This is a genomic window from Halioglobus japonicus (assembly GCF_001983995.1).
In the GTDB taxonomy this organism is placed as follows: domain Bacteria; phylum Pseudomonadota; class Gammaproteobacteria; order Pseudomonadales; family Halieaceae; genus Halioglobus; species Halioglobus japonicus.
This window is the reverse complement of sequence record NZ_CP019450.1, coordinates 3147780-3172708: the sequence shown is the minus strand read 5'-3', so window position 1 is coordinate 3172708 and position 24929 is coordinate 3147780. Positions and strand designations below refer to the sequence as shown.

Here is a 24929-nt window from a genome sequence, read left to right as displayed (position 1 = left end):
TCTGCCTTTCGCAGTATCCGAAAGCGGCCCTAGTGGCCGCTTTTTTTTTGCCTTTAGTTCGGGGTTAGAAGCTTCTTCACGTGGCGGCCAAGAGAGCTTTTGCCCTTCCAAGACCACTGCGAACCCATCCATGGGGCGTTTCGGCGTACCGGATCGCCGGCCGCGCCACCCAGCCTCCCGACGATATTGGAAGGGCAAAAGCTCTCTCGGCCTTGGGGCTGTATGTCTACCGGTACCTGGGGTGTTTCTATTCTAGAGAGGCTTTTCGCCTGGGGTGTGGCGTGTATGGCGAAATAGAGGGCGGGAACGGAGTTTATCTCTCGAGATCGTCGGGAGCCATGGATGGCGGACGCCGAAGCGCGCCATGGATGGCCTTGCAGCGGTTTCGAGAGATAAACTCCGTTCCGGCCCGGCTAGCCGGAACAACCCCAATCACATCGAATCATGTTACCGTTACCGCATGTCAGAAGCCCTGCTAGAACACCCAGAAATCGAACGCTACATCGACGCCATGTGGATGGAGAAGGGCCTCAGTGACAACACCCTGAGCTCCTACCGCCGCGACCTGCGCCAATTCAATGAATGGCTTGCCAAAAACAAAGGTAGCACAGTGGTTCGCGCCGACCGCGCTGAACTGCAGGCCTACCTCGGAGCGCGCCTGGAGCAGGGGCAGTCACAGCGCTCCACCGCGAGGTTTATGTCCTGTGCCAGGGGCTTTTATAAGTACCTGATCAGGGAAGGGCGGATACAGGCCGATCCTACCCTGGATGTCGACAGCCCCAAGCTCGGGCGCCCATTGCCCAAGTCCATCTCCGAAGCCCAGGTCGACAAGCTGCTTGAGGCACCCGATCTCGACGATCCGCTGGAATTCCGCGATCGCACCATGCTCGAGCTGTTGTATGCCTGCGGCCTCAGGGTGACAGAGCTGACCAGCCTGCAGGTGACCCAGGTGAGCCTCAACCAGGGGGTGGTGCGGGTGTTCGGCAAGGGCAGTAAGGAGCGGCTGGTGCCTATGGGTGAGGAGGCGCTCAGCTGGTTGCAACGCTATATGGCCGGTCCGCGGGGTGAAATGCTCAAGGGAATCCCCTCCGATGTTGTGTTTCCCAGTAAAAGAGGGCGGCAGATGACTCGCCAGACCTTCTGGTATCGTATTAAAATCTACGCCCAGCGCGCCGGTATTCGCCAGGCACTGTCTCCCCACACCCTGCGCCACGCATTCGCGACCCATCTCCTGAATCACGGAGCGGATCTGCGGGTCGTGCAAATGTTGCTGGGGCACAGCGACCTGACGACCACCCAGATATACACCCACGTGGCGAAGCAGCGGATGCAGGAACTGCATGCCGAGCACCATCCACGGGGTTGAGGAACTTATTGCGCTACTGATGCTCAAAGAGCTGAGAACTGTGCACCGGCCAGGGGAGGCCGGGGCGAAATTAATGAGGAAACAAGATGTTTAATCGACTGTACCAGGCCGCTGTGGCTACCCTGATCATTGCCGTGGCTCCTATGGTCAATGCCGGCGCGCCGGTGGACAAAGAAACCTTTGAGCGCATTAGTGCCGCCATGAACAGCCCCGCCATGGGCCTGTCGGTGAGCACTGTGAGCACCAGCGATATCCAGGGCATGTACGAAGTACAGTTTGATAACGGTCCCATGGTTTACGCCACCGCTGACGGCAAGCATTTCCTGGTGGGTGACCTGTTTCAGGTCGATAACGGCCAGTTTGTAAACCTCACCGAGCAGCGCCGTGATGGCGAGCGCCTGGCCAAGATGGAGGCCCTGGACGAGGCCGACATGATTGTATTTGCGCCTGAAGGAGAGGTGAAAGGCGAGATCACCGTATTCACCGATACCACCTGTTTCTACTGCCAGAAGCTGCACAATGAAGTGCCGGAGCTGAACAAACACGGCGTACAGGTGCGTTACCTGGCCTTCCCACGTGGCGGCACCGACTCAGCGGGCTATCGCCAGCTGGTAGGCGCCTGGTGTGCAGAGAACCCGCAGCAGACTCTCACCGCGCTGAAAAACAAGGAGCCGGTACCGGTTAAGCAGTGCGATTCCAACCCCGTTGATGAGCAGTACCAGCTCGGCCAGCAGCTCGGTGTGCGTGGCACCCCTGCGATTATTACCGACACTGGCCAGATGATTCCCGGCTACCAGGATGCTGACAAGATTCTTGCGACACTTGGTGTAGAGTAATTTTCTCTAAACCCGCGCGCCATTGCGTGCGGGTTTTTCCTTTTTCGCGGGTGTTTTTGGTAATCCCCCGCGTTGACATCCCCCCCTTAAACCGTACTGTTTCTGACCCCTTTCCTGTCAGTTCTCCAGCCCTTTGCTGGGCTGTCATAACCGAAGTAAGAGTTAGAAATCGTGGACGAACAATTCCGGCGCATTTCACGCCTACCTCCCTATGTGTTCAACATTATTGGTGAGTTGAAGCAGCAGGCGCGAGCGGCGGGCGAGGATATCATCGATTTCGGCATGGGCAACCCCGATCAGCCGACCCCGGAGCATATCGTCGACAAGCTGGTGGAGACCGCCCAGCGCGGCGATACCCATCGCTATTCGCAGTCCAAGGGTATTCCAAGGTTGCGCAAAGCGATTTGTGATTGGTACCAGCGCCGCTACGAGGTCACGCTCGACCCCGAAACTGAAGCCATTGTCACCCTGGGCTCCAAAGAAGGCCTGGCACACCTGGCGCTGGCCACCACTGGCCCCGGCGACGCGATTCTGGTGCCCAATCCCTCGTACCCGATTCACCCCTATGGTTTTGTGATCTCCGGTGCGGATATCCGCCACGTGCCCATGGGCATGAACGAAGAAGATTTCTTCGATGAACTGGAAAAGGCAATTCACAACAGCTGGCCACGGCCCAAGATGCTGGTGCTCAACTTCCCCTCCAACCCCACGGCCTATTGCGTGGAACTGGAGTTTTTCGAGCGCGTGGTGGCCATTGCCAAGGAACACAATATCTGGGTGGTACAGGATCTGGCTTACGCCGACCTGTGCTACGACGGCTATGAAGCGCCGTCGATTCTGCAGGTAGAGGGCGCCATGGATATCGCCGTGGAGTTTTACAGCATGTCCAAGAGCTACAACATGCCGGGTTGGCGTGTGGGCTTCTGTTGCGGCAACAAAACCCTGGTGGGTGCGTTGGCGCGGATGAAGTCGTACCTCGATTACGGCATGTTCACACCGATTCAGGTGGCGGCCATCGCGGCACTGGAAGGTGACCAGACCTGCGTGAGTGAAATCAACGCCATGTACAAGTCGCGCCGCGACGTGCTGTGTGAAGGCCTGAACGCCGTTGGTTGGGCGGTCACGCCGCCGCGGGCCACCATGTTCGTGTGGGCGAAAATTCCCGAGTGTTACAGCGACTACGACTCCATCGAGTTCAGTAAAAAGCTGCTGCAAGAAGCCAAAGTGGCGGTCTCGCCCGGCGTGGGATTCGGCGAGTATGGCGAGGGCTATGTGCGGTTCGGTCTGATCGAAAACGAACACCGTACGCGTCAGGCGATTCGCAATATCAAACGTATGTTTAAAAATGATGGTTTCGCCTGAGGCGAGCCGCAGCGCTGGAGATAGCAACAGTATGAGCAAGCCAGTAAAGGTCGGAATTTGCGGCCTGGGCACCGTGGGAAGCGGCACGTTTAACGTCCTCACTCGTAACGCGCAGGCCATTAATGCCCGCGCCCAAGGCGAGTTGGAGATTACCGTGGTGGGTGCGCGTCGCGATAACCCGGCCTGTGATCTTGGGGATACACGTGTTACCCGAGATATTTTCGAGGTGGCTCGCGACCCGGAAGTCGATGTGCTGGTCGAACTGATTGGCGGTACGACGGTAGCTCGTGACCTGGTGACTGAAGCGCTTACGAACGGCAAGCATGTTGTGACTGCCAACAAGGCGCTCATTGCTGAATTCGGTAACGAGTTGTTTGCGCTGGCCGAACAGAACAATGTGGTGATTCGCTACGAAGCCGCCGTGGCCGGCGGTATCCCTATTATCAAGGCGTTGCGCGAAGGCCTGGCCGGCAACCGGATTGAATGGCTGGCGGGCATTATCAACGGCACCGGCAACTTTATCCTCAGCGAGATGCGCGAGAAGGGCCGTGATTTCGCCGATGTGCTGGCCGAGGCGCAGGCACTGGGTTACGCGGAGGCCGATCCCACATTTGATGTGGAAGGTATTGATGCCGCTCACAAGCTGGTGATTCTCGCATCGCTGGCGTTCGGCATGCCGCTGCAGTTCTCCTCAGTGTATGCCGAGGGCATTACCCGTCTTACCACGCAGGATGTGGAGTACGCTGAAGAGCTCGGCTATCGGATCAAGCACCTGGGTGTTGCCAAGCAAAGTGATGAAGGCGTGGAACTGCGTGTTCATCCCACATTGATTCCGGAGTCGCGCCTGCTCGCCAACGTCAACGGTGTGAAGAATGCTGTGCTCGTAGAAGGTGATGCGGTGGGTCCAACGCTGTACTACGGCGCTGGCGCCGGGGCAGAGCCTACGGCATCAGCAGTAGTGGCAGATATCGTCGATCTTGCGCGTGAGTTGGGTGCGGGTCAGCAGTGCCGCGTACCCGCCCTGGGCTTTGCAACCGATGCCTTGCAGGATCTGCCTATCGTACCCATGGAGCGTGTCAGCACCGCGTGGTACCTGCGTATGGAGGCCGAAGACAAGCCCGGCGTACTCTCGCAGATCGCCAGCATATTCAGTGACCAGGGCATTAGCATCGAGGCGTTGATTCAGAAAGCGCCGGCCGCGGGTGAAACCCGCGTACCGCTCATCCTGCTCACCAACAAGGCCGTGCAGGGCAATGTCGATAGGGCGGTAGCATCGATAGAAGGTCTGGATACAATTTCAGGAGAAGTCACGCGCATTCGTGTCGAAGCGCTGGACGGTTGAGGAACAAAACGTGAAGTACATCAGCACCCGTGGCCAGGCCCCGGCTCTAAATTTTGAAGAAGTTCTCCTGACAGGCCTGGCGTCTGATGGCGGCCTGTACGTGCCCGAAACGCTGCCTACATTCAGCGAAGCCGAAATTGCGGCTATGGCCGGCATGAACTACGCGCAGCTCGCGCAAAAAATTATCACGCCGTTTGTTGATGACTGTATTCCTGAGGCGGATCTCAAAGCCATTCTCGAGGAAACCTACGCAGAGTTTCGTCACGAAGCGGTCGCGCCAATGGTGCAGATCGACAGCAACCAGTGGGTTTTGGAACTGTTCCACGGTCCCACACTGGCGTTCAAAGACTTCGCATTGCAGTTGCTGGGCCGCCTGCTCGATTACGTGCTGGAGCGCAAGCACCAGAAGGTTGTGATCATGGGCGCCACGTCTGGCGATACCGGCTCGGCCGCTATCGAGGGCTGCAAGCGCTGCAAGAATATCGATATTTTCATTCTGCATCCGCACGAGCGCGTCTCCGACGTTCAGCGTAAGCAGATGACTACGGTAGTGGGCGACAATATCCACAACCTGGCGGTGCAGGGTAACTTCGACGATTGCCAGGCCATGGTGAAAGCCAGCTTTAACGATCGCAGCTTTCTGCCTTCCGATCGCAGCCTGGTGGCGGTGAACTCCATTAACTGGGCGCGCATCATGGCCCAGATCGTTTACTACTTTTATGCCGCAGTCGCCCTTGGCGCACCTGCGCGTAAAGTCGCGTTCTCGGTGCCCACCGGTAATTTCGGGGACATCTTTGCGGGCTATCTGGCGCATAAAATGGGCCTGCCTGTGGAGCGTCTCATTATTGCGACCAACCGCAACGACGTATTGCACCGGATAATGACCAGCGGCAGCTACGGCCGTCAGCCCCTGGAACACTCGTTGTCGCCGAGCATGGACATTACCGTGTCCAGCAACTTCGAGCGCCTGTTGTTCGATCTGTACCAGCGCGATGGCGCAGCGATTGCGCAGCTCATGAGCGACTTCGACAATGGCGACATTCATTTCTCTGAGGACGCGATGGGAGCAGCACGCGAGTTGTTCTCCAGCCAGTGTGTGAGCGATGAAGAGACCTGTGCGCAAATGGCAGCGACATGGGATCGCTGTGAATACATGCTGGATCCGCACAGTGCCATTGGCGTGAAGGCAGCTCTGGAAGCAGGCGTGCCTGCCAGTGTGCCTGTCGTTACCCTGGCAACTGCACATCCTGCCAAGTTCCCCGGCGCTGTTGCCGAGGCGGGCCTGGGCGAGGAGCCAACGCTGCCGCACCACTTGCGCGACCTCTTCGACCGTCCTGAACGCTGTGAAGTGCTGCCCAATGAACTCGGGTCCGTACAGGCCTTTATGGCGGATAACCTGAACGCCTGAGCCGGGCGTGGATAAGGTCATCCGCCGGCGCGAGCCGGGCGAATCTACCGAACTGCAGGCCACCGGCCTGCACCCTATCCTGTCCCGGGTCTATCGGGGCAGGGGCGTCGCCGAAGCGGCTGAGCTCGAGCTCGATCTGGCGCGGCTCATTCCCCCTACACAACTGACCCACGCAGATACCGCTGCTTCTTTGTTAGCCGATAGCCTGGAGCGCGGTGAGCGTATTCTGGTGGTGGGCGACTACGACGCCGATGGCGCTACCAGCACTGCGCTGGCGCTCACTGCGCTGCGCGAATTCGGGGCGGCCGAGGTGACGTACCTGGTGCCGAACCGATTCGAATATGGCTATGGCCTGAGCCGGCAGATCGTCGAGCTGGCCCTGCGCGGTGACAAGCCGGACCTGATTATTACGGTCGACAACGGCATCTCCAGTATCGATGGTGTCGCTGCCTGCCGAGAGGCGGGCGTTAAGACGTTGATCACCGATCACCATCTGGCCGGCAGCGAATTGCCCAACGCAGATGTCATCGTGAATCCCAATCAGCCCGGCTGCGATTTCCCCAGTAAGAACCTTGCCGGCGTCGGGGTCATCTTTTACATCATGCTGGCGCTGCGTGCAGAGCTGCGCAAGCGCGATTGGTTTGACCAGCGCAAAGAACCCAACCTGGGGCGCCTTACTGACCTTGTGTCTCTGGGTACCGTGGCAGACGTCGTGCCCCTGGACCAGAACAACCGTATTCTCGTGGCTGCCGGACTGCAGCGCATTCGTACCGGACACGCTCGTGCCGGTATTCTCGCCTTACTGGAAGTGGCGGGACGCAATCTCCATTCGGTGGTAGCGTCGGATCTGGGATTTGCCGTGGGACCGCGCATTAATGCCGCCGGTCGCCTGGATGATATTTCCGTGGGTATTGAATGCCTGCTGCAGCAGGAGCAGGCCGGTGCCCGCCGGCTGGCGGCGGAACTGCACCAGAAAAACCAGGATCGCCGCCTTATCGAACAGGATATGCAGGACCAGGCCCTCGCCTTTCTCGATAGCCTGCCGTTGGCAGAGGAGGGCGTGCCTGTGGCTATGACCCTGTACCAGGGCGACTGGCACCAGGGCGTGATTGGTATCCTCGCATCCCGTATCAAAGATCGCCTGCACCGGCCTACCATTGCCTTTGCCAATGGCGATGCCGGTGAAATCAAGGGCTCGGCCCGCTCCATCGCCGGCATTCATATTCGCGATATTCTCGACGCTGTTGCCACCCGTCATCCGGGCATGATTCTCAAGTTCGGCGGCCATGCCATGGCAGCGGGCCTGACGATTCCAGCGGACGCGTATGAGGCGTTTAATGCGGCGTTCGTGGCAGAAGTGGAGCGCCACGCCGAGGATGTGCACTTGCAGGCAGTGATCGAATCCGATGGCGAGTTACAGCGGGATGATTTCGACCTCACGCTCGCCGAGGTGCTGCGTTACGCCGGGCCCTGGGGCCAGCACTTTCCAGAACCCGTATTCGATGGAGAGTTTCGTATCGTGCATCAGCGTTTGGTGGGCGAGAAACATCTCAAGTTGGTGCTGTCACCCGCTGGCAGCGCGCAACTGATCGACGCCATTGCTTTCAATATTGATCTGGACACATGGCCCGACGAGACGGTCCAGGACGTACGCCTGGCCTACCGCCTTGATGTGAATGAGTTTCGGGGGCGTAAAAGCGTCCAGCTCATGGTGGACTACATCGAGGCGCTCCAGTCCTAAGCCCGGAGCGCCCCAAGAGGGCCTCTGTTACAGGCACTGCTCCAGCGACATGGTGAGCTTGTCGACCAGCTCATCCACCTGTTCGTTGGTAATGATCAGGGGAGGGCAGACAGCGATCGCATTACCCGCCACGTTGCGGACAATCAGTCCATTGTCTTGGCAGGCTTTGGTCACGCGCTTGGCCAGGTCGGTTGCCGGCGCTCTGCTGGCGCGATCTTCCACCAGTTCTATGGCACCCAGCAGACCTTCACCGCGCACTTCGCCCACCTGGTCAAAACGCGCCAGCATGGACATCTTCAGCTGCAGGTATTCACCGACGTCACGCGCGTTGTCGTACAGACCATCGCGCTCGTAGATTTCCAGGGTTTTCAGTGCCGCGGCGCAACCTACCGGGTGGCCAGAATAGGTGAAGCCGTGGCCAAAGATACCCACCTCGTTGCTCGCCTCGACCATGGGCTCGTACATGTCGCCGCGAATTACCGAGGCCCCGATGGGGATGTATGCGGATGACAGCTGCTTGGCAAACGTCATCATGGCCGGGTTCTGAATGTTCATGGTGTCACAGCCGAACAGGTTGCCGGTGCGGCCAAAGCCGGTGATAACCTCATCAGCCCAGAACAGGATGTCGTACTTGTTGAGTACCGCCTGGATCTTCTCGTAGTAGCCCGGGGGCGGAACAATCACACCGCTGGCGCCGGTAATCGGCTCGGCGATAAAGGCGGCGATGGTGTCCGGACCTTCGCGCAGAATCAGTTCCTCGAGGTTGTTGGCCAGGCGGGTGCCGTACTCAGCGGCACATTCGTCGCCCTGTACACCGCGATAAAAGTGCGGAGCGTCGGTGCGTAGAATGCCCAGCGCCTCCAGCGGCGCATCGAAGTGCGCGAGGTTGGCGGGCAGGCTGGTCAGTGAACCGGCAGCCACGGTAACGCCGTGGTAGGCCCGCTCGCGGGTAATGATTTTGCGCTTCTCAGGCTTGCCGATGGCATTGAAGTAGTAGCGCAGCATTTTGATATGGCTGTCGTTAGCGTCCGAACCGGAGTGGCCGAAAAATACCTTGGCATTTTCTACCGGTACCATGCCGGCCAGCTTGTCGGCCAGGTCGATAACTGGCTGGTGTGTTTTGCCGCCAAAGTTATGGGCGAATGATAGCTTGCTCAACTGCGCGCTGATCGTATCAATGAGCTCCTGGTTGCCGTAACCGAGCCCGGTGCACCAAAGCCCCGCCATACCTTCGAGGTACTGCTTGCCATTTTTGTCATAGACATACACACCTTCACCGCGATCAAAATTGAGCTGCTCGGTCGCCGTGAGGTTCGTGGTTGGGTAGATAACTGCTGACATCGAATATTCCCGTAATGGATGGCGCGCGCCTTGCGCGCCAATAATAGTTGGCAACGATTGTAATGTTCCTACTTCTCAGTAATCCAGCGAATAACCCCCTGGGGTTGTAAGAATCTAAAGTTTCTTGACCTTCCAGTTGCTGGAAGGTTTAGATTGGGGCCTGAATGAGAGGTCATACCGATGAAGATTTCAGAAGCCGCCCGCCGCAGCGGGCTGTCCAGCAAGACGATTCGCTACTACGAAAATATTGGCATTATTGCCCCCGCACTGCGCGGTGAAAATGGCTATCGCCACTACGAGCCCGCTGCAGTGGAAGAACTCAAGTTCCTGGCCCGGGCTCGTGATGTAGGCTTTAACCTCGATGAGTGCCGGGAACTGCTGAACTTGCATCGCGACAGCGGTCGCCAGAGCCGTCACGCCAAGGCGCTGGTGCTGGAAAAGAGCGCCCAGTTACAGGAGCGCATTGCTCGCCTGCAGGCGATGCAGGAGGTCCTGGAGGGGCTGGCCGCGCGCTGCCAGGGCGATGCAGGCCCCGACTGTGCCATTCTCGACGACCTGGCTAGCGGGGAGGCTACGGTATGAGCACCCATGCAGAGCACGACAGCTGCTGCGGCAGCGCCTCGGACAACCCTGACGTGAATAGCCCGGCGACGGAGGCCGTTGACCCCTGCTGTGAGGCGCCTGCCCGACGCGACTACTTCCTCTGGGCATGCCTGACGATCGTTACAGCCGCCTACGTCTGGGGTGCGTTTAATCCCCACGACCACAGCAGTGTGATCGGCGTCTTCAGTGGCGGTGTTTTCGAACTATTTAACGCCATTTGGTGGGGCATCGCCCTGGGGATTATTTTTGTCGGTCTGCTAAGCCGTATTCCCCGTGAACTGGTCATGGGTGTGCTGGGCCGCGATACCGGTGTTCGCGGATTATTCCGGGCCACCCTGGCGGGCGTCTTTCTAGATCTGTGCAGCCACGGCATTCTCGCTGTCGGCATGAAACTCTACGAACGAGGCGCCAGCACCGGCCAGGTAATGGCCTTTCTGCTGGCCAGCCCCTGGAACTCCTTCTCCCTGACGCTGATTCTGTTTGGTCTGATCGGTGTCGGCTGGACCTTGCTCTTTATCGGCTTGTCACTGGTCATTGGCATTATCACCGGGCTGATTTTCGAACAGCTGACCCGTCGCGGCACCTTGCCGGCCAATCCCTGGCGCGAAACCCTCGGTGAGGAGCGCCCGGTGGGGGAAATGTGGGCAGAGCTGCGCGGCGATATGCACTTCTCCGCAGCGGGTACTGTGGATCTGCTGAAAGAGGGGGTTGCGGGCTCGCGGGTGGTGATTCGCTGGTCGATGTTTGGCCTCATTCTGGCTGGGCTCATTCGTGCGCTGGTGCCTGAGGACGCCTTTGCTGCCTGGTTTGGGGCGACCTTTGCAGGCCTTTGGCTGACTCTGCTGGCAACGACCATTATCGAAGTGTGCTCTGAGGGTGCCACGCCGATTGCCGCTGACCTGATGAATCGGGCCCAGGCGCCGGGGAATGCGTTTACGTTCCTGATGGCGGGGGTGGCTACTGACTACACCGAGGTGATGTCGATCAAGGACACGACCCGGTCCTGGAAGATTGCCTTGTTCCTGCCGTTGATTACCGTGCCTCAGGTGATGGTGATTGGGTACGTGCTTAATAATCTTTGATTTGGTGCAGGGCTAGTCGGGCTGAGAACTTTCGTATCCTCTCGAAACCACTACGCCCACATGGATGTGCTTGTAGCGGTTCTGGAAAGGCCTTTGGTGTTCTGGTGCCGAATAGAGTGAGCTGGCACGTATCCAGCGTCTAGAAATCCGGCTGACACTCACCTTCAAGCCACTCCCCGGTCGCCGGGTGTTCAAACCCCAACGTCGTCGCATGCAGCAACAGACGATCCGCCATTTTCAGCGCCTCCTCATGAGCGTACATGTCGCAGCCCAGAATAGGGTGGCCCAGTTCACGCATATGAATGCGCAGCTGATGGGAGCGTCCGGTCACAGGCATAAGTAGCATGCGGGTGCGGTCGCCCTGGCGTTCCAGCACGCGGTAGCGGGTGAGGGCGTGTTTGCCGCGTTCGTGGTCAATCATCTGCAGTGGGCGCCGCTCCCAGTCGCAGCGGATTGGCAGTTCCACCTCGCCTTCGTCGTTCTCGACGATGCCGTGTACGACCGAGATATAGGATTTCTCTACCTTGCGCTCCTGAAACTGGCGGCTGATATGGGCGTGAGTGGGCTTGTTCAGGGGGATGACCATAATGCCCGAGGTGTCGAGGTCAAGGCGGTGTACAATCGTGGCCGTGGGATAGTCCGCCTGCAGCCGGGTAATCAGGCAATCCTTGTTGAGGGGGTGACGGCCCGGGATGCTCAGTAACAGGTCGGGTTTGCGCACCAGTAACAGGTCGTGATCCTCGTGCAGAATGCGAATGGCTTCCTGGCTATGGGGGACGATATAGGGGGTAATTCGGACATGGCGCGTAGTGTAAGTATAATCCGCCGCCATGTCGCCCGATCGTGAAAATCTTGAAGCCCGCCTGCGGGACATTCTGCCCAGTGCTCATCTGGAGGTCATGCCATTGCCGGATGCCCCGGAGCTGCGGTTGTTGCTGCTGGCTGAGGATTATCCACGCCAGGTGCTGAACAGGCAGGAGATGTGGGCGGTGATGGACAGCCCGCTGTACTGGATTTTCTGCTGGGCGTCCGGGCAGGTGCTGGCCCGCTATATTCTCGATCATCCCGAACAGGTGGCCGGTAAGCGCGTGTTGGATTTCGGCTGCGGCTCAGGCGTGGTGGCGGTTGCGGCGGCCATGGCTGGCGCGCGCGAAGTTGTTGCCTGCGACATCGACCCATTGGCTATCGCTGCCACACAGTTTAACGCCCAGCTCAATGATGTGTCCCTGGTTCTCGCCGAAGATTACTTCGATGTACAGGATGATATCGACCTGATCATTGTGGCCGACGTGCTCTACGATCGAGAGAACTTCCCCTGGCTGGAGCGTTTCGTGGCCCGGGCCCCGCATGTGCTCATTGCCGATTCCCGGGTCAAGAACTTTGATCATCCTCCCTATCGGGCGATTGATCGCCGGCAGAGTTGTACGATCCCCGATCTCGACGAGTCCGCCGAGTTTCGTGATGTGCGCATTTACCAGGCCATTCGCTGACCACCTTTAGGGCAGCATGGGGTAAGACATCCGGTGGTTTGTTGCTATATCGAGAGTGTAGCGACATCGATCGATCAGGTGACTTTATGAAAACAATCACAGCGCTCCTGAGCTTCGCGCTGTTAACGCCTGCCGCAGTATACGCATCGGATTATCCCGAGCGCCGCCAGCAGTACAAAATGGCGGTAATGACTGAAATCCCCGAATTCGAGGCTCTGCACATGGCCGCGTATTCACAGACCGGGCATCTCCATCTCAAGCCCTCACACAAGCATAAGCAGAGTGATACCTACAAAGGTAAATACGGGGGCTTCTACTATGACCGGCATGTCGGCAAGTGGCGGGACCCCGATGGCGACGTCTGCCACACCTGTCCCCGGAGAACGGCTTCCCGGCCCACGGCCACTAGAATTTCATAACCATAATGAGAAGGGCGTAGAGCCCGACAGGAGATTTGCGATGTTGCGCATCTTAATAACGCTGCTGGCTCAGCCACGATATTAGTCGGCTGTGGCACCACCGACGGAGCATTACAGGAACAGGGCCGTTCTCAGGCGTTTATCACCGGCTTCCACGATGGCAGGCATAGCGGCATGCAGGAGCAGGGTAAGGATTACGAAACCTACATCAAAGGCCACGAGCGCTTCGAAACAGACGCCGAGTACGAGGCCGGTTGGCTGGCGGGCGAGGCCGAGGGCATAAAGCTGCAGCAGCAGGCCGTAGCGGTGGGAAGCGCGGCTGCCGGAGCTTACGGCGCAAATAGCATCAAGAAAGAAATGGACAAGAACGACCCGGACAAGATCGCCAAGGATGCCGTGAAAGGGGTTGATGCCGACGCCCTGAAGAGCCTGGAAAATTAGCCACACCCCTGCTTGCTATGTTCCTGCGGCTGAGTCTTTGTTGGAGCGCAGCGGGGAATTTCTGTACACTGTCGCCAGCTGAAATGACGTAGGACCTGCGCGCGCGATGAACCCGAATTACCTGGACTTTGAACAACCCATTGCCGAACTCGAGGTGAAGATCGAGGAGCTGCAATTGGTGGGGTCTGACGCCGATATCAATATCAGCGAAGAGATCGACACCCTGCGGGACAAGAGCGCCAGGCTCACCGAAAAGATTTACAGCAATCTCAGCGCCTGGGACATCGTCAAAGTGGCGCGCCACCCGCTGCGCCCCTACAGCCTGGATTACATCCCCCGTATTTTTACCGAGTTTGACGAGCTGCACGGCGATCGCCGTTTCGGTGACGACAACGCTATCGTCGGCGGTGTTGCCCGTCTGGACGGCAAGCCGGTGATGGTCATCGGCCAGGAAAAGGGCCGTGCCGTGAAAGACAAGGTCATGCGCAACTTCGGCATGCCCAAGCCCGAGGGCTACCGCAAGGCCCTGCGCCTTATGGAAATGGCCGAGCGCTTCAAGATGCCCGTAGTAACGCTCATCGATACCCCTGGAGCCTACCCCGGTATTGATTCCGAGGAGCGGGGCATTTCTGAATCTATCGCCCAGAATCTGGCCGTGATGTCGCGCCTGGCGACACCGATTATCTGCGTGGTGATTGGCGAAGGCTCTTCTGGCGGTGCCCTGGGTATTGGTGTTGGCGACCATCTCGCCATGCTCCAGTACTCCACGTACTTTGTAATCTCTCCCGAGGGTTGCGCCAATATCATCTGGAAGGATTCCTCCCATGCATCCGATGCCGCCCAGGCCATGGGTGTGACCTCGTCCGTGCTCGAGGATCTGGGTATTGTCGATGCCACCATCCCCGAGCCCATGGGCGGCGCCCACCGGGACGTGGACCTGATGGCGGAACGTATTCGCGATCACCTGATCAAGCAGCTCGACTCCTTGCAGGCGCTGCCCACCGAAGACCTGCTGGCCAAGCGCTACCAGCGCTTGATGTCCTACGGCAACTAGTGATCTGACCCGCAATGTCGCGCGCTCTGGATCACAGTTTGCTCGACGCCACACTGCTCGACCTTCTCGACTCCCCCCACTGGTACGTTGGTTTCAGTGGCGGGGTTGATTCCACCGCATTGCTCCACTTGCTTACCCGCTGGCGTCGCGGTCGCGACGATGTGCCGGCTATTACCGCCCTGCATGTGAACCACGGCCTGCAGCAACAGGCCGCAGAATGGGTGAATCACTGTGCGTGGATTTGTCGCTTTCTGGATGTGCCTTTCAAGGCGCTCGATGCGCGTGTGGAGGCTGACGGTGAAGGGCTGGAGGCGGCGGCTCGCGATGCCCGCTACGCCCAGTTTGAAGCCCAGCTGGGGGAGGGCGATGTGCTGTTTCTAGGCCATCACCAGGACGATCAGGTGGAAACACTTTTTCTGCGGTTGCTGCGCGGAGCCGGGGTAGAGGGGCTTGCCGCTATGCCGGCGGCGCGCCCGTTGGGCGCGGGGCGGTTGAGCCGCCCGCTGCTGGACACGCCACGCTCAGCCCTGGAAGCCTATGTGGCCGAGCACGGGCTCAGCTGTATCGAAGACCCCAGCAATGGCGATACCTCGCTGGATCGCAATTATCTGCGCGCCGAAGTGCTGCCGCTATTGGCAGCTCGCTGGCCGGGTTACCGCAAAACGGTGACGCGCGCTGGCGATCATCTGGCCGTTGCAGCCAGTGCATTGCGCGAGGCGCGACAGCTGCCAGCCACGCAATTTTCCTGTGTGGGCGACCCGGGTTTGCCCGTGTCCAGCCTGGTGGAACCTGACAGTGAAACCGCGGCCGCTACCCTGCGTGACTGGCTGAAACTCGGCGGCTACCCGGCGCCGGATGCATTGGCATTGGCGGAGTTCCTGCGCCAATTGCGCGAGGCGGGTGCAGACGCTGCGCCGCGGCTGGACTGCGGCCAGTATCAGCTGCAACGGTTCCAGAACGCGGTGTACCTGTTGCTAACGCAGGACAATTTACCGGAGGCCCTGCCGGAATTGGCGCCGGGGCAGTCGCTGACGCTGCCGGGTATAGGAGATATCGGCCTGGCGCGGGCCGAGGGGGAGGGGGTGTGGCTGGCCCTGGATGAGCGCCCTGAGGTTGCCATTCGCGAGGGCGGCGAGCGCTGCCGTCCAGTGGCTCGCAAGCGCAGTACCAGCCTCAAAAAACTCCTGCAGGAGGCCGCGATACCCCCGTGGTGGCGGGATCGGGTTCCCCTGCTACAGTTGGACGGAGAGATTCTTGCAGTGGGCGCGCTGGGGCCTTGTGCCAGCGAGCGATGGGGCGATGTCGGCGAAGAGGATGAGGCATCTTGGCAATTGTACTGGAAACCGGCTGTGGCACCGGGATTCGATTGAGCTGGCGGGCCCTTTCTGGTAGTCTGGTTACCCATCTTTTTGCAGTATTTCGCCAGCGTCTTCAGATGCCGGGGCGGAATGCTGTGTTTCCGGATTTACAGCGTAATTAAAGGCTTTTCATGACGCGTTACGTGTTCGTTACTGGTGGTGTGGTTTCCTCTCTTGGCAAGGGGATCGCAGCGGCCTCGCTCGCGGCCGTTCTCGAGGCCCGTGGTCTCAAGGTCACCCTGCTTAAACTCGACCCCTATATCAATGTTGATCCCGGCACTATGAGCCCGTTTCAGCACGGTGAGGTGTACGTGACCGAGGACGGTGCAGAAACCGACCTCGACCTGGGTCACTACGAGCGCTTCACCCGCACCACCATGCGCAAAACCAACAACTTCACGACCGGCCGGGTCTACAACGAAGTGCTTCGCAAGGAGCGCCGCGGTGACTACCTCGGCGGCACAGTACAGGTGATTCCGCATATTACCGACGAGATTAAGCGTCGGGTGATCATGGGTGCCGGCGATGCCGACGTGGCCGTGGTGGAAATTGGCGGTACGGTGGGCGATATCGAGAGCCTGCCTTTCCTTGAGGCTGCCCGTCAGCTGAAAGTTGAAATGGGCCCGAACCGCGCGCTGCTCATGCACCTGACCCTGGTGCCCTATATCCCCACCGCCGGTGAAATCAAAACCAAGCCCACCCAGCACTCTGTAAAAGAACTTCGCGCCCTGGGCCTGCAGCCGGATATCCTGTTGTGTCGTTGCTCAGTGGATATCGAAGAGAGTGCCCGCAAGAAGATCTCGCTGTTTACCAACGTCGAAGAGCGTGCCGTTATCCCACTTATTGACGCCGATTCCGTCTACCGTATTCCCGGTATGCTGCAGGGCTTTGGTCTGGATGATTTTGTTACCGAGCGTTTTGGGCTGGAGTGTGGTCAGGCTGATCTGTCCGATTGGGACGATGTACTGGATCGCGAATTCAACAAGACCGGCGGCGAAGTGCGGGTGGCCATGGTCGGCAAGTACATGGACCTGCTGGACGCCTACAAGTCCTTGAACGAGTCTCTGTCACATGCGGGACTGCAGACACGCACTAAGGTCAAAGTCGATTACATTGACGCGGAAGACATCGAGAAAGATGGCACTGGCGTGCTGGAAAATGTCGATGCAATTCTGGTTCCCGGTGGCTTTGGCGATCGCGGTTTCGAGGGTAAGATCACCGCTGCGCGTTACGCGCGCGAGAACAATATTCCCTACCTGGGCATTTGCCTGGGTATGCACGTTGCCCTGGTCGAGTACGCGCGCAATGCCTGTCAGCTCGAAGGTGCGCACTCCACTGAAATGGAGCCGGGCACCCCACATCCTATCGTCGGCCTGATCACCGAGTGGCAGAACGCCGATGGCAGTACCGAGCAGCGCGATGAGTCCTCCGACCTCGGCGGCACCATGCGTCTCGGTTCGCAGCTCTGTCACCTGGAAGAGGGCAGTAAGGCACGCGAACTTTACGGTGTGCCCTCTGTGGAAGAGCGGCATCGTCACCGCTACGAGGTCAACAACAATTACGTTGATCAGCTGCGTGATGCCGGTATGCGCATCGGTGGCTGGTCTACCGACCATTCGCTGGTTGAGATGATTGAGCTGCCCGAGCACCCCTGGTTTGTCGCGTGTCAGTTCCACCCGGAATTCACGTCTCGTCCGCGCGGTGGTCACCCTCTGTTTACCAGCTATATTGAAGCGGCACTGGCCCATTCAGGCGGTAGCGACAACTAAGGGGCTGCGGCCCGTTCGAGAGGACAATCTGTGAACGACCAGACCGTTACACTCGGAGATATCCGTTTCGACAACGGGGCTCCGTTTGTGTTGTTGGGTGGAGTCAATGTGCTGGAAAGCCGTGACTTTGCCCTGTCGGTGGCGGAGCACTACGTTGAGGTGTGTCGCCAGCTCGACATTCCCTACGTGTTCAAGGCCTCTTATGACAAGGCCAATCGCTCCTCGATTCATTCCTTCCGCGGTCCTGGCCTGGAAGAAGGTCTGTCCATTCTCGCCGAGATCAAGTCGACCTTTGGAGTGCCCGTGATTACCGATGTGCATACCCCGGAACAGGCTGCGCCCGCTGCCGAGGTTGCAGATATTATTCAGTTGCCGGCTTTCCTGGCACGGCAGACCGACCTGGTTGCAGCGATGGCAGCCACCGGCTCTGTCATCAACGTGAAGAAGCCCCAGTTTTTAAGTCCCTCGCAAATGGCCAACATCGTTGAGAAGTTTGGCGAATGCGGCAACAACCGCATTCTGCTGTGCGAGCGCGGCAGCAATTTTGGCTACGATAATCTTGTGGTCGACATGCTTGGTTTTGGTGTTATGAAGCAGGCCTGCGGCAATGCGCCGCTGATCTTCGACGTGACCCACGCCCTGCAGTGTCGCGATCCCGGTGGGGCTGCCTCCGGCGGACGCCGTGCCCAGGTGGCAGAGCTTGCCCGTGCTGGCATGGCCACTGGCCTGGCGGGGCTGTTCCTCGAAGCCCATCCCGATCCCGATGAAGCCCTTTGTGATGGTCCCAGCGCGCTGCCGCTGGACCAGCTCGCCCCTTTCCTGTCGCAGGTGAAAGCAGTGGACGATCTCGTCAAATCACTGCCGCCCCTGCAGATCGATTAGAAAATACGGAGTAATACCCTATGAGTAACATCGCTAGTGTTCAGGCGTTTGAAGTGATGGATTCCCGCGGGAATCCCACGGTTATGGCTGAAGTGACGCTCGAATCCGGCCACGTGGGCGCCGCCTGCGCGCCCTCCGGTGCTTCCACCGGTTCTCGCGAGGCGCTGGAGCTGCGCGACGGCGACAGCAGCCGCTACCTGGGCAAAGGTGTCACCAAGGCGGTCGATTTTGTAAACGGCCCTATCAACGCCATGCTCAAGGGCACCGACGCCGCTGCGCAGCGCGACCTCGACCAGGCGATGATCGATGCCGACGGCACTGAGAACAAGGAAACCTACGGCGCCAACGCGATTCTGGCGGTGTCTCTTGCCGCGGCCAAGGCAGCTGCAGCCGGTAAAAACATTCCGCTGTACCAGCACATTGCCGACATTAACGGCACCAGCGATTTCACCATGCCGGTACCGATGATGAATATCCTCAACGGCGGTGAGCACGCCGATAACAATGTCGATATTCAGGAATTCATGGTGCAGCCCGTTGCGGCTCCGACGTTCGCCGAAGGCCTGCGCGCCGGCGCAGAAATTTTCCATCACCTGAAGAAAGTGCTCTCCGCGCGCGGTCTGAACACCGCTGTGGGTGATGAAGGTGGCTTTGCGCCCAACCTGCCCTCTAATGAAGCGGCTCTGGAAGCGATTGCCGAAGCTACAGCTAATGCCGGCTACAAGCTGGGCACTGACATTACTCTGGCGCTGGACTGTGCGGCGTCTGAGTTCTACAAGAACGGTGTTTATGACCTGGCCGGCGAAGGCAAGCAGTACGACAGTGCCGGTTTTGCCGACTACCTGGCAGACCTGGCTGGTGCGCATCCCATCATCTCTATCGAAGATGGCCTGGATGAATCTGATTGGGATGGCTGGAAGCTGCTCACCGAAAAAATTGGCGACAAGGTGCAGCTGGTGGGTGACGACCTGTTCGTTACCAATACCAAGATCCTGCAGGAAGGTATCGACAAAAACATCGCTAACTCCATCCTGATCAAGTTCAACCAGATCGGCTCGCTGTCCGAGACGCTCGACGCCATCGCCATGGCCAAGGCTGCGGGTTACACCGCGGTTATCTCGCACCGCAGCGGTGAAACGGAAGACACCACTATTGCCGACCTGGCAGTAGCGACGGCCGCTGGCCAGATCAAAACCGGCTCGCTGTGTCGCTCTGATCGCGTGGCCAAGTACAACCGTCTGCTGCGCATCGAAGCGGAGCTGGGTAGCCGCGCTCCCTACCGCGGCATGGCGGAATTCCAGCGCTAAGCTGAGTCGGGACCGGGCCCTTGCGCTGGTTGTTCGGCATTCTACTGGTTCTGCTGGTGGTGCTTCAGTACCGCCTGTGGATTGCCGAGGGGAGTCTCGCCGAGCAGCAGCGCCTGAAGCGCCAGGTCGATCGCTTTACCGAAGAAAACGCGGTGTTGCGCGAGCGCAACGCCGTGCTTGAGCGCGAAGTATTGGAGCTGCAAACCGGGAATGCCGGTGTGGAGCAACGAGCCAGGGAACAACTCAACCTGGTGCGCGACGGCGAAACCTTTTACCAGATGGATGACGAGGCGGAATAGGGCGTGCCTGAACCTGCCTGTCACGCTGTGCTTCCCGCCGCCGGTATCGGCGCGCGCATGGGCAGCGATACGCCCAAGCAATACCTGCAAGTGGCAGGGAGTACCCTGCTGGAACACAGCGTTCGCGCGCTGCTCGCAGCCCCCTCTGTCAGCTCCCTGACAATAGCGCTTCATCCTGACGATACCCGTGCACAGTCCCTGGCGCTGCTCGATGATGCGCGTATTCACACTGTCGTGGGTGGCGACGAGCGCGCCGATTCCGTGCTGGCGGCACTGCAGGATTTGTCGGCGCGGGCAGCGCCCGATGACTGGGTGTTGGTACACGATGCCGCGCGGCCTGGCCTGGCCCCTGCCGATGTTGAGCGGCTTATCGCCGCTGTCACCAGTACCGGCAACGGCGGGATTCTGGCGGAACCGGTGGTGGATACCGTCAAGCGCAGCGATGCCGCGGGCCACGTGCTCACCACGCTGGATCGCACCCAGTTGTGGCGCGCGCAGACACCGCAGATGTTTTCCCTTGGCGCATTGTTGCAGGCAATGGAAAATGCGCGAGAGGCGGGCCTGACGGTCACCGATGAAGCGTCTGCAATGGAGTATGCAGGGCATAGAGTGGCGCTGATCCAGGGCGCCGCCGCCAACTTGAAGGTGACGGTGCCCGCCGACCTGGCGTTGGTCGCCTGGTATCTTGAGCGTCGCACTGACGAGGAAATACTATGAGAATCGGGCACGGTTACGATGTGCACAAGTTTGGTCCCGGGGACAGCATTGTGCTCGGCGGGGTGTCGATCCCGCACGCCCGGGGTCTGGTGGCGCACTCTGATGGCGATGTGTTGCTGCACGCGGTGTGCGATGCGCTGCTGGGAGCCATTGCCGCCGGCGATATCGGAGGCCACTTTCCCGATACGGACCCCACTCACGCCGGCGCGGATTCCCGTGAATTGCTGCGCCAGGTGACGACGCTGGTGCATGAGGCCGGTTATGTGGTGGCTAACCTCGACAGCACGATTATTGCCCAGACGCCAAAAATGGCCCCCATATCCCCGGCATGCGCGAGCACATCGCCGCGGATCTGCAGGTATCTGCCGGGCAGGTGAATGTTAAAGCCACAACCACCGAGAAGCTGGGCTTTGCCGGCCGCGAGGAAGGTATTGCCGCGCACGCCGTGGTATTGCTGGAAGCGGCAGCTCAATGATGGTAGCCCGGCCCCGGGCCCATGGCGACGCTGTGGCCCAGGCCTTGTTCAAGGCCCGCCCGGAAGATTTCTTTGTCGATGAAGAGCTCGGTTTCGAGCCGGTCGGTGAAGGCGAGCATGTCTTTCTGCACCTGAAAAAACGTCTGCTGAATACGGCCGATCTGGCGCAACGCATTTCTTCTCTGAGCGGGATTCATCCCCGGGATATCAGCTACAGCGGTATGAAAGATCGCCAGGGCGTAACGCGCCAGTGGTTCAGTGTGCGCATGGCGGGCAAGGCCGAGCCCGACTGGCAGCTGTTGTCCGAGGAAGGCGCCGTGACCGTGCTGGCGGTGACGCGGCATCAGCGCAAACTCAAGCGCGGTGTACACAAGGCCAATCGGTTCCGGATCGTGCTGCGCGACCTGGAGGGCGACCGCGACGCGATTGATCAGCGTCTGCACCGTATTCAAACCGAGGGCACACCCAATTACTTTGGCGAGCAACGCTTTGGCCGCGATGGTGCCACCCTGGATCAGGCTCGCCATTGGCTGGAGCGCGGTGCGCGTAAGGTCTCCCGCAATAAGCGCAGCCTGTTTCTGTCGGCGGCGCGCAGCTATCTGTTCAACCTTGCTCTCGCCCAGCGGGTGAATGCCGGTACCTGGCGCGAGGTATTGCCGGGCGATACCTGCATGTTGCAGGGTACGCGCAGCCTGTTTGTCTGTGAGCAGCCCGATGCCGACATCGCCGAGCGGGCCGCTGCGGGTGATCTGCACCCGGGCCTGCCGCTGTGGGGCCGTGGAGCGCCACAAAGCTATCTGCAACCCGGTGCGTCGCTCGCTGCTGAGCAGCTCCTCTGTGAGCATTTGGAGCGGGCGGGCCTGGAACTGGCCTGGCGGCCGAGCCGGCTTGTTGCGGATGACTTTTGCTGGGACTTTTGTGATGATGACGTATTGCAACTGGAGTTTCGCTTAGGGGTTGGCAGCTATGCGACAGCGCTGCTGGGCGAATTGTTGCAAGGGCAGTGATTCTGCCGGGTAACAACAAACAATAACGGGACATTCGGAGTGGTATCAGGAGTGAGCAGGGTAGACCTCAAGGGGATTGGTATGACATCGCAGCGGACACGCGAGCGGCTCATCCAGCGTCTGGTCGACCAGGGGATTAGTAATCATAAGGTGCTGGACGTCATGGCGACGACGCCCCGGCATTTGTTTCTCGATGAGGCTATGGCTCATCGCGCCTACGAAGACGTCGCGTTGCCCATTGGCTTTCAGCAAACCCTGTCGCAACCTTATATCGTGGCCCGCATGACCGAGCTGCTACTCGAGGGCGGGGCCCCGGAACGCGTGCTGGAGATCGGTACGGGCTCGGGCTACCAGACAGCCATTCTGGCGCAGTTGGTGGGCGAGGTTTACAGCGTTGAGCGCATCAAGCCCCTGCAGCAGAAGGCTCGCCAGCGCATGCGCCAGCTCAAGCTGCGCAATGTGCACATGAATCACGCCGATGGCGGCATGGGCTGGCCCGAGCGCGGCCCCTTTGACGCTATTCTCGCCGCCGCTGCCCCCGAGCGTATTCCCGAAGATTTACTGCGCCAATTGGCGCCGGGCGGGCGTCTGGTGATGCCCGTTGGTGGCGCCACCCAGCACCTGCAGATCGTGGATCGCACCCACGAGGGGTTTGAGACCACCATCGTCGAAGAGGTGCGTTTCGTGCCGCTGCGACCTGGCACAGTGAGGTAGCCTTGACCTCCCTGGGCGTATATCTGCGCGGCATCCTGATGGGTGCCGCAGACATTGTTCCCGGTGTGTCCGGGGGCACCATGGCCTTTATCACCGGCATTTACGACGACCTGCTCGGCGCGATTCGTGCAGTGGATCTCGAGTTTGCGCGCAAGGTGCTAAAGCTGGATATTCGCGGTGCCTGGGAGCACATTAACGGCGGCTTCCTGCTGGCGCTGCTGCTGGGTATTGTCACCGCCGTGGCGACCCTGGCACAGCTGTTGTCCTGGGTGCTGGAGTATCATCCTGTGCCCCTGTGGGCGTTTTTCTTCGGCCTGATCCTCGCCTCGTCGCTGGTATTACTGAAACAGGTGCCCGCGTGGAACACGGGTCGGCTGGTGTGCCTCGCTGCCGGCATTGCCGTGGCGGTGACCATTGCCCTGGCGCCCATGGTGAACCTGGACTTTGGCCTGCCCGGAGTATTTCTCGCCGGCTTCCTGGCGATTTGCGCCATGATACTGCCCGGCATCTCCGGCAGTTTCATTCTCGTGCTTATCGGTATGTACGGGCCCACGTTATTGGCGGTGAAGTCGCTGGATCTTGCTTATCTGGCGGTGCTGGCCACGGGAGCGGTGTTTGGATTGATGGTGTTTTCGCGCCTGCTGCACTGGCTTTTACAACGCTTCCATGAGGCCACCATGGCCTTGCTCACGGGTTTTCTGTTCGGTTCGCTGTTGGTGGTCTGGCCCTGGAAACGGGTATTGGCCTGGGTAGAGAGCAGCAGCGGCGGCCTTAAACCCGCGCAGCAGGTGCCGGTACTCCCCGACAGTTTTCTGGTGCAGACGGGCACCGATCCGCAGACGCTGTTGTGCATGGCGCTAATGGTGTTCGGCTTTTGCCTCGTTTGGTTGGTCGAGCGGCGCTGGGGCCAGGAGGCAGGCGCCAGCCCCTAGGGGGCAGCGCTGCGGGAGCATGAAACTGGGCCAGCGGGGTGCCATGTATTGTCTCCTGTGCGCACTGCTCACAGCCTGTGGCGGCAGCCCGCCCGCGCCGGTTGAAGATCGCAATCGCGCCGGCTCCAGTAGCGGCCAGTACAGCGGTTATGTGGTGCAGCGCGGCGACACCCTGTACTCCATTGCCTTTCGCTACGGTCTCGATTATCGCCGCCTTGCCGCGGCCAATGGCATTGCCGTGCCCTATACGATTTATCCCGGGCAACGTCTGAAGCTGGCCGAGGCAGACCCTCCTGTAGCTAAACCGGCGCCGCGTAAATCCGCCACAACTTCGACCGCCACTGCGAGCCGTTCCCGAACTCCAGCGAGCCCACCGCCGGTAGCTGTCGCAACGCCTGCACCTGCGCCAAAGCCTGTCACACCAGTGTCATCTGCGCCTGTTAAAACGTCTCCATCCGGTTCGGCGGGTACTGGGCCGGTAAAAGCCTGGCGCTGGCCGGCGCAGGGCAGGTTGGTGCGAAAGTACTCATCAACTGTGCACAAGGGAATCGATATTGGCGGTAAGGCGGGTGACCCGGTGACTGCGGCAGCCGGTGGCGTAGTGGTCTACTCCGGCACAGGCATTGTGGGGCTTGGCGAACTGCTGATCATCAAACACAATGAGGTCTACCTCACCGCCTACGGCCACAACCGCCGGTTGCTGGTTGCAGAGGGTGACACTGTCCGGGCCGGGCAGCAGATTGCGGAAAAAGGCAGCACAGGGACCGACACCGTCAGCCTGCATTTTGAGATCCGCAAAGAAGGTAAACCCATCGATCCCCTGCGGCTTTTGCCCCGCCGATAACGCCTTTTGGGGCGCTCCAGTATAGAAAGTTAGCTTCTGCAATTCTTTGCATAGATGCTTGAATTTGCCGATTGGCCTGCGTTAGTCTGTTTGGCCCGGCGTAGAAACTCGGCCAATAGACCCAGCAAAAAAGAGGTTGT

The 24929-nt window shown here is 59.6% G+C and carries 24 protein-coding genes and 1 pseudogene; 23 read left to right on the top strand and 2 right to left on the bottom strand.

What is annotated here, in order from left to right; genetic code table 11:
• Positions 1 to 460 precede the first annotated feature (460 nt).
• The 6 genes from xerD to recJ all read left to right on the top strand — a co-directional run bounded on the left by xerD (position 461) and on the right by recJ (position 8055).
• A complete protein-coding gene (gene xerD, locus BST95_RS14945) occupies positions 461 to 1366 on the top strand; it encodes a site-specific tyrosine recombinase XerD (protein ID WP_084201196.1) in 906 nt (301 codons plus the stop codon).
• A gap of 86 nt (positions 1367 to 1452) precedes the next feature.
• Positions 1453 to 2202 (top strand): DsbC family protein, encoded by a 750-nt coding sequence (locus BST95_RS14940; RefSeq protein WP_066051701.1) that lies wholly within the window; start codon positions 1453 to 1455, stop codon positions 2200 to 2202.
• Between the two features lie 171 nt (positions 2203 to 2373).
• The gene (gene alaC / locus BST95_RS14935) at positions 2374 to 3564 is read left to right on the top strand and encodes an alanine transaminase (RefSeq protein ID WP_084200351.1); all 1191 of its coding nucleotides are present in this window, start codon (positions 2374 to 2376) and stop codon (positions 3562 to 3564) included.
• Between the two features lie 31 nt (positions 3565 to 3595).
• Positions 3596 to 4906 carry a homoserine dehydrogenase gene (locus BST95_RS14930; protein ID WP_084200350.1) on the top strand — a complete coding sequence of 437 codons (1311 nt, stop codon included), beginning with the start codon at positions 3596 to 3598 and terminating at the stop codon, positions 4904 to 4906.
• 10 nt (positions 4907 to 4916) lie between these two features.
• Positions 4917 to 6314: a threonine synthase gene (thrC, locus tag BST95_RS14925; RefSeq protein ID WP_084201195.1), complete on the top strand. Its 1398-nt coding sequence runs from the start codon at positions 4917 to 4919 to the stop codon at positions 6312 to 6314.
• Positions 6315 to 6321: 7 nt separating this feature from the next.
• A complete protein-coding gene (gene recJ, locus BST95_RS14920) occupies positions 6322 to 8055 on the top strand; it encodes a single-stranded-DNA-specific exonuclease RecJ (RefSeq protein ID WP_084200349.1) in 1734 nt (577 codons plus the stop codon).
• 27 nt (positions 8056 to 8082) lie between these two features.
• Here recJ and BST95_RS14915 read toward each other — a convergent pair whose 3' ends face one another.
• On the bottom strand, positions 8083 to 9396 hold the full coding sequence (locus tag BST95_RS14915) for an aminotransferase (protein ID WP_084200348.1): 1314 nt from the start codon (positions 9394 to 9396) through the stop codon (positions 8083 to 8085).
• 180 nt (positions 9397 to 9576) lie between these two features.
• Here BST95_RS14915 and cueR point away from each other — a divergent pair, with 180 nt between their 5' ends.
• Together cueR and BST95_RS14905 are read left to right on the top strand one after the other, a co-directional pair.
• On the top strand, positions 9577 to 9978 hold the full coding sequence (gene cueR, locus BST95_RS14910; protein WP_084200347.1) for a Cu(I)-responsive transcriptional regulator: 402 nt from the start codon (positions 9577 to 9579) through the stop codon (positions 9976 to 9978).
• The gene (locus BST95_RS14905) at positions 9975 to 11081 is read left to right on the top strand and encodes a permease (protein WP_084200346.1); all 1107 of its coding nucleotides are present in this window, start codon (positions 9975 to 9977) and stop codon (positions 11079 to 11081) included. Before cueR ends, BST95_RS14905 begins: the two co-directional genes overlap by 4 nt.
• A 139-nt stretch (positions 11082 to 11220) precedes the next feature.
• Here the strand turns inward: BST95_RS14905 and BST95_RS14900 are convergent, their stop codons facing one another.
• Positions 11221 to 11913, bottom strand: a complete 693-nt coding sequence (locus tag BST95_RS14900; RefSeq protein WP_084200345.1) for a pseudouridine synthase — start codon at positions 11911 to 11913, stop codon at positions 11221 to 11223.
• On the opposite strand from BST95_RS14900, the gene BST95_RS14895 reads away from it, so the two are divergent.
• The 15 genes and pseudogenes from BST95_RS14895 (at position 11912) to BST95_RS14825 (ending at position 24789) form a co-directional block, all read left to right on the top strand.
• Positions 11912 to 12571 (top strand): class I SAM-dependent methyltransferase, encoded by a 660-nt coding sequence (locus tag BST95_RS14895; RefSeq protein ID WP_066051678.1) that lies wholly within the window; start codon positions 11912 to 11914, stop codon positions 12569 to 12571. The genes BST95_RS14900 and BST95_RS14895 overlap by 2 nt on opposite strands.
• 86 nt (positions 12572 to 12657) lie before the next feature.
• Positions 12658 to 12990 carry a hypothetical protein gene (locus tag BST95_RS14890; protein WP_084200344.1) on the top strand — a complete coding sequence of 111 codons (333 nt, stop codon included), beginning with the start codon at positions 12658 to 12660 and terminating at the stop codon, positions 12988 to 12990.
• A 174-nt stretch (positions 12991 to 13164) separates the two neighbouring features.
• A complete protein-coding gene (locus BST95_RS14885) occupies positions 13165 to 13431 on the top strand; it encodes a hypothetical protein (RefSeq protein WP_205737285.1) in 267 nt (88 codons plus the stop codon).
• Between the two features lie 106 nt (positions 13432 to 13537).
• Positions 13538 to 14485: an acetyl-CoA carboxylase carboxyl transferase subunit alpha gene (gene accA / locus BST95_RS14880; RefSeq protein WP_084200342.1), complete on the top strand. Its 948-nt coding sequence runs from the start codon at positions 13538 to 13540 to the stop codon at positions 14483 to 14485.
• 14 nt (positions 14486 to 14499) lie between these two features.
• Positions 14500 to 15855: a tRNA lysidine(34) synthetase TilS gene (tilS, locus tag BST95_RS14875; RefSeq protein ID WP_084200341.1), complete on the top strand. Its 1356-nt coding sequence runs from the start codon at positions 14500 to 14502 to the stop codon at positions 15853 to 15855.
• Between the two features lie 119 nt (positions 15856 to 15974).
• Positions 15975 to 17612 carry a CTP synthase gene (locus tag BST95_RS14870; protein WP_084200340.1) on the top strand — a complete coding sequence of 546 codons (1638 nt, stop codon included), beginning with the start codon at positions 15975 to 15977 and terminating at the stop codon, positions 17610 to 17612.
• A gap of 30 nt (positions 17613 to 17642) precedes the next feature.
• Positions 17643 to 18494: a 3-deoxy-8-phosphooctulonate synthase gene (gene kdsA, locus BST95_RS14865; protein ID WP_084200339.1), complete on the top strand. Its 852-nt coding sequence runs from the start codon at positions 17643 to 17645 to the stop codon at positions 18492 to 18494.
• A gap of 20 nt (positions 18495 to 18514) precedes the next feature.
• Positions 18515 to 19801 carry a phosphopyruvate hydratase gene (eno, locus tag BST95_RS14860; protein WP_084200338.1) on the top strand — a complete coding sequence of 429 codons (1287 nt, stop codon included), beginning with the start codon at positions 18515 to 18517 and terminating at the stop codon, positions 19799 to 19801.
• A gap of 20 nt (positions 19802 to 19821) precedes the next feature.
• Entirely contained in the window at positions 19822 to 20100 is a 279-nt protein-coding gene (locus tag BST95_RS14855) for a septum formation initiator family protein (protein WP_066051656.1), read from the top strand.
• Positions 20101 to 20103: 3 nt separating this feature from the next.
• Entirely contained in the window at positions 20104 to 20817 is a 714-nt protein-coding gene (gene ispD / locus BST95_RS14850) for a 2-C-methyl-D-erythritol 4-phosphate cytidylyltransferase (RefSeq protein WP_240500209.1), read from the top strand.
• A pseudogene (ispF, locus tag BST95_RS14845) lies at positions 20814 to 21292 on the top strand (2-C-methyl-D-erythritol 2,4-cyclodiphosphate synthase). Before ispD ends, ispF begins: the two are co-directional and overlap by 4 nt.
• Positions 21289 to 22299, top strand: coding sequence for a tRNA pseudouridine(13) synthase TruD (gene truD, locus BST95_RS14840; RefSeq protein ID WP_084200337.1), 1011 nt, complete (start codon positions 21289 to 21291; stop codon positions 22297 to 22299). The pseudogene ispF and the gene truD overlap by 4 nt, the downstream one beginning before the upstream one ends.
• Positions 22300 to 22380: 81 nt before the next feature.
• On the top strand, positions 22381 to 23013 hold the full coding sequence (locus BST95_RS14835; protein ID WP_205737400.1) for a protein-L-isoaspartate(D-aspartate) O-methyltransferase: 633 nt from the start codon (positions 22381 to 22383) through the stop codon (positions 23011 to 23013).
• Positions 23014 to 23015: 2 nt separating this feature from the next.
• Complete coding sequence (locus BST95_RS14830) at positions 23016 to 23945, top strand: DUF368 domain-containing protein (protein ID WP_102106116.1); 930 nt, start codon at positions 23016 to 23018, stop codon at positions 23943 to 23945.
• A gap of 19 nt (positions 23946 to 23964) precedes the next feature.
• The gene (locus tag BST95_RS14825) at positions 23965 to 24789 is read left to right on the top strand and encodes a peptidoglycan DD-metalloendopeptidase family protein (RefSeq protein ID WP_084200335.1); all 825 of its coding nucleotides are present in this window, start codon (positions 23965 to 23967) and stop codon (positions 24787 to 24789) included.
• The last annotated feature ends 140 nt before the right edge of the window (positions 24790 to 24929 follow it).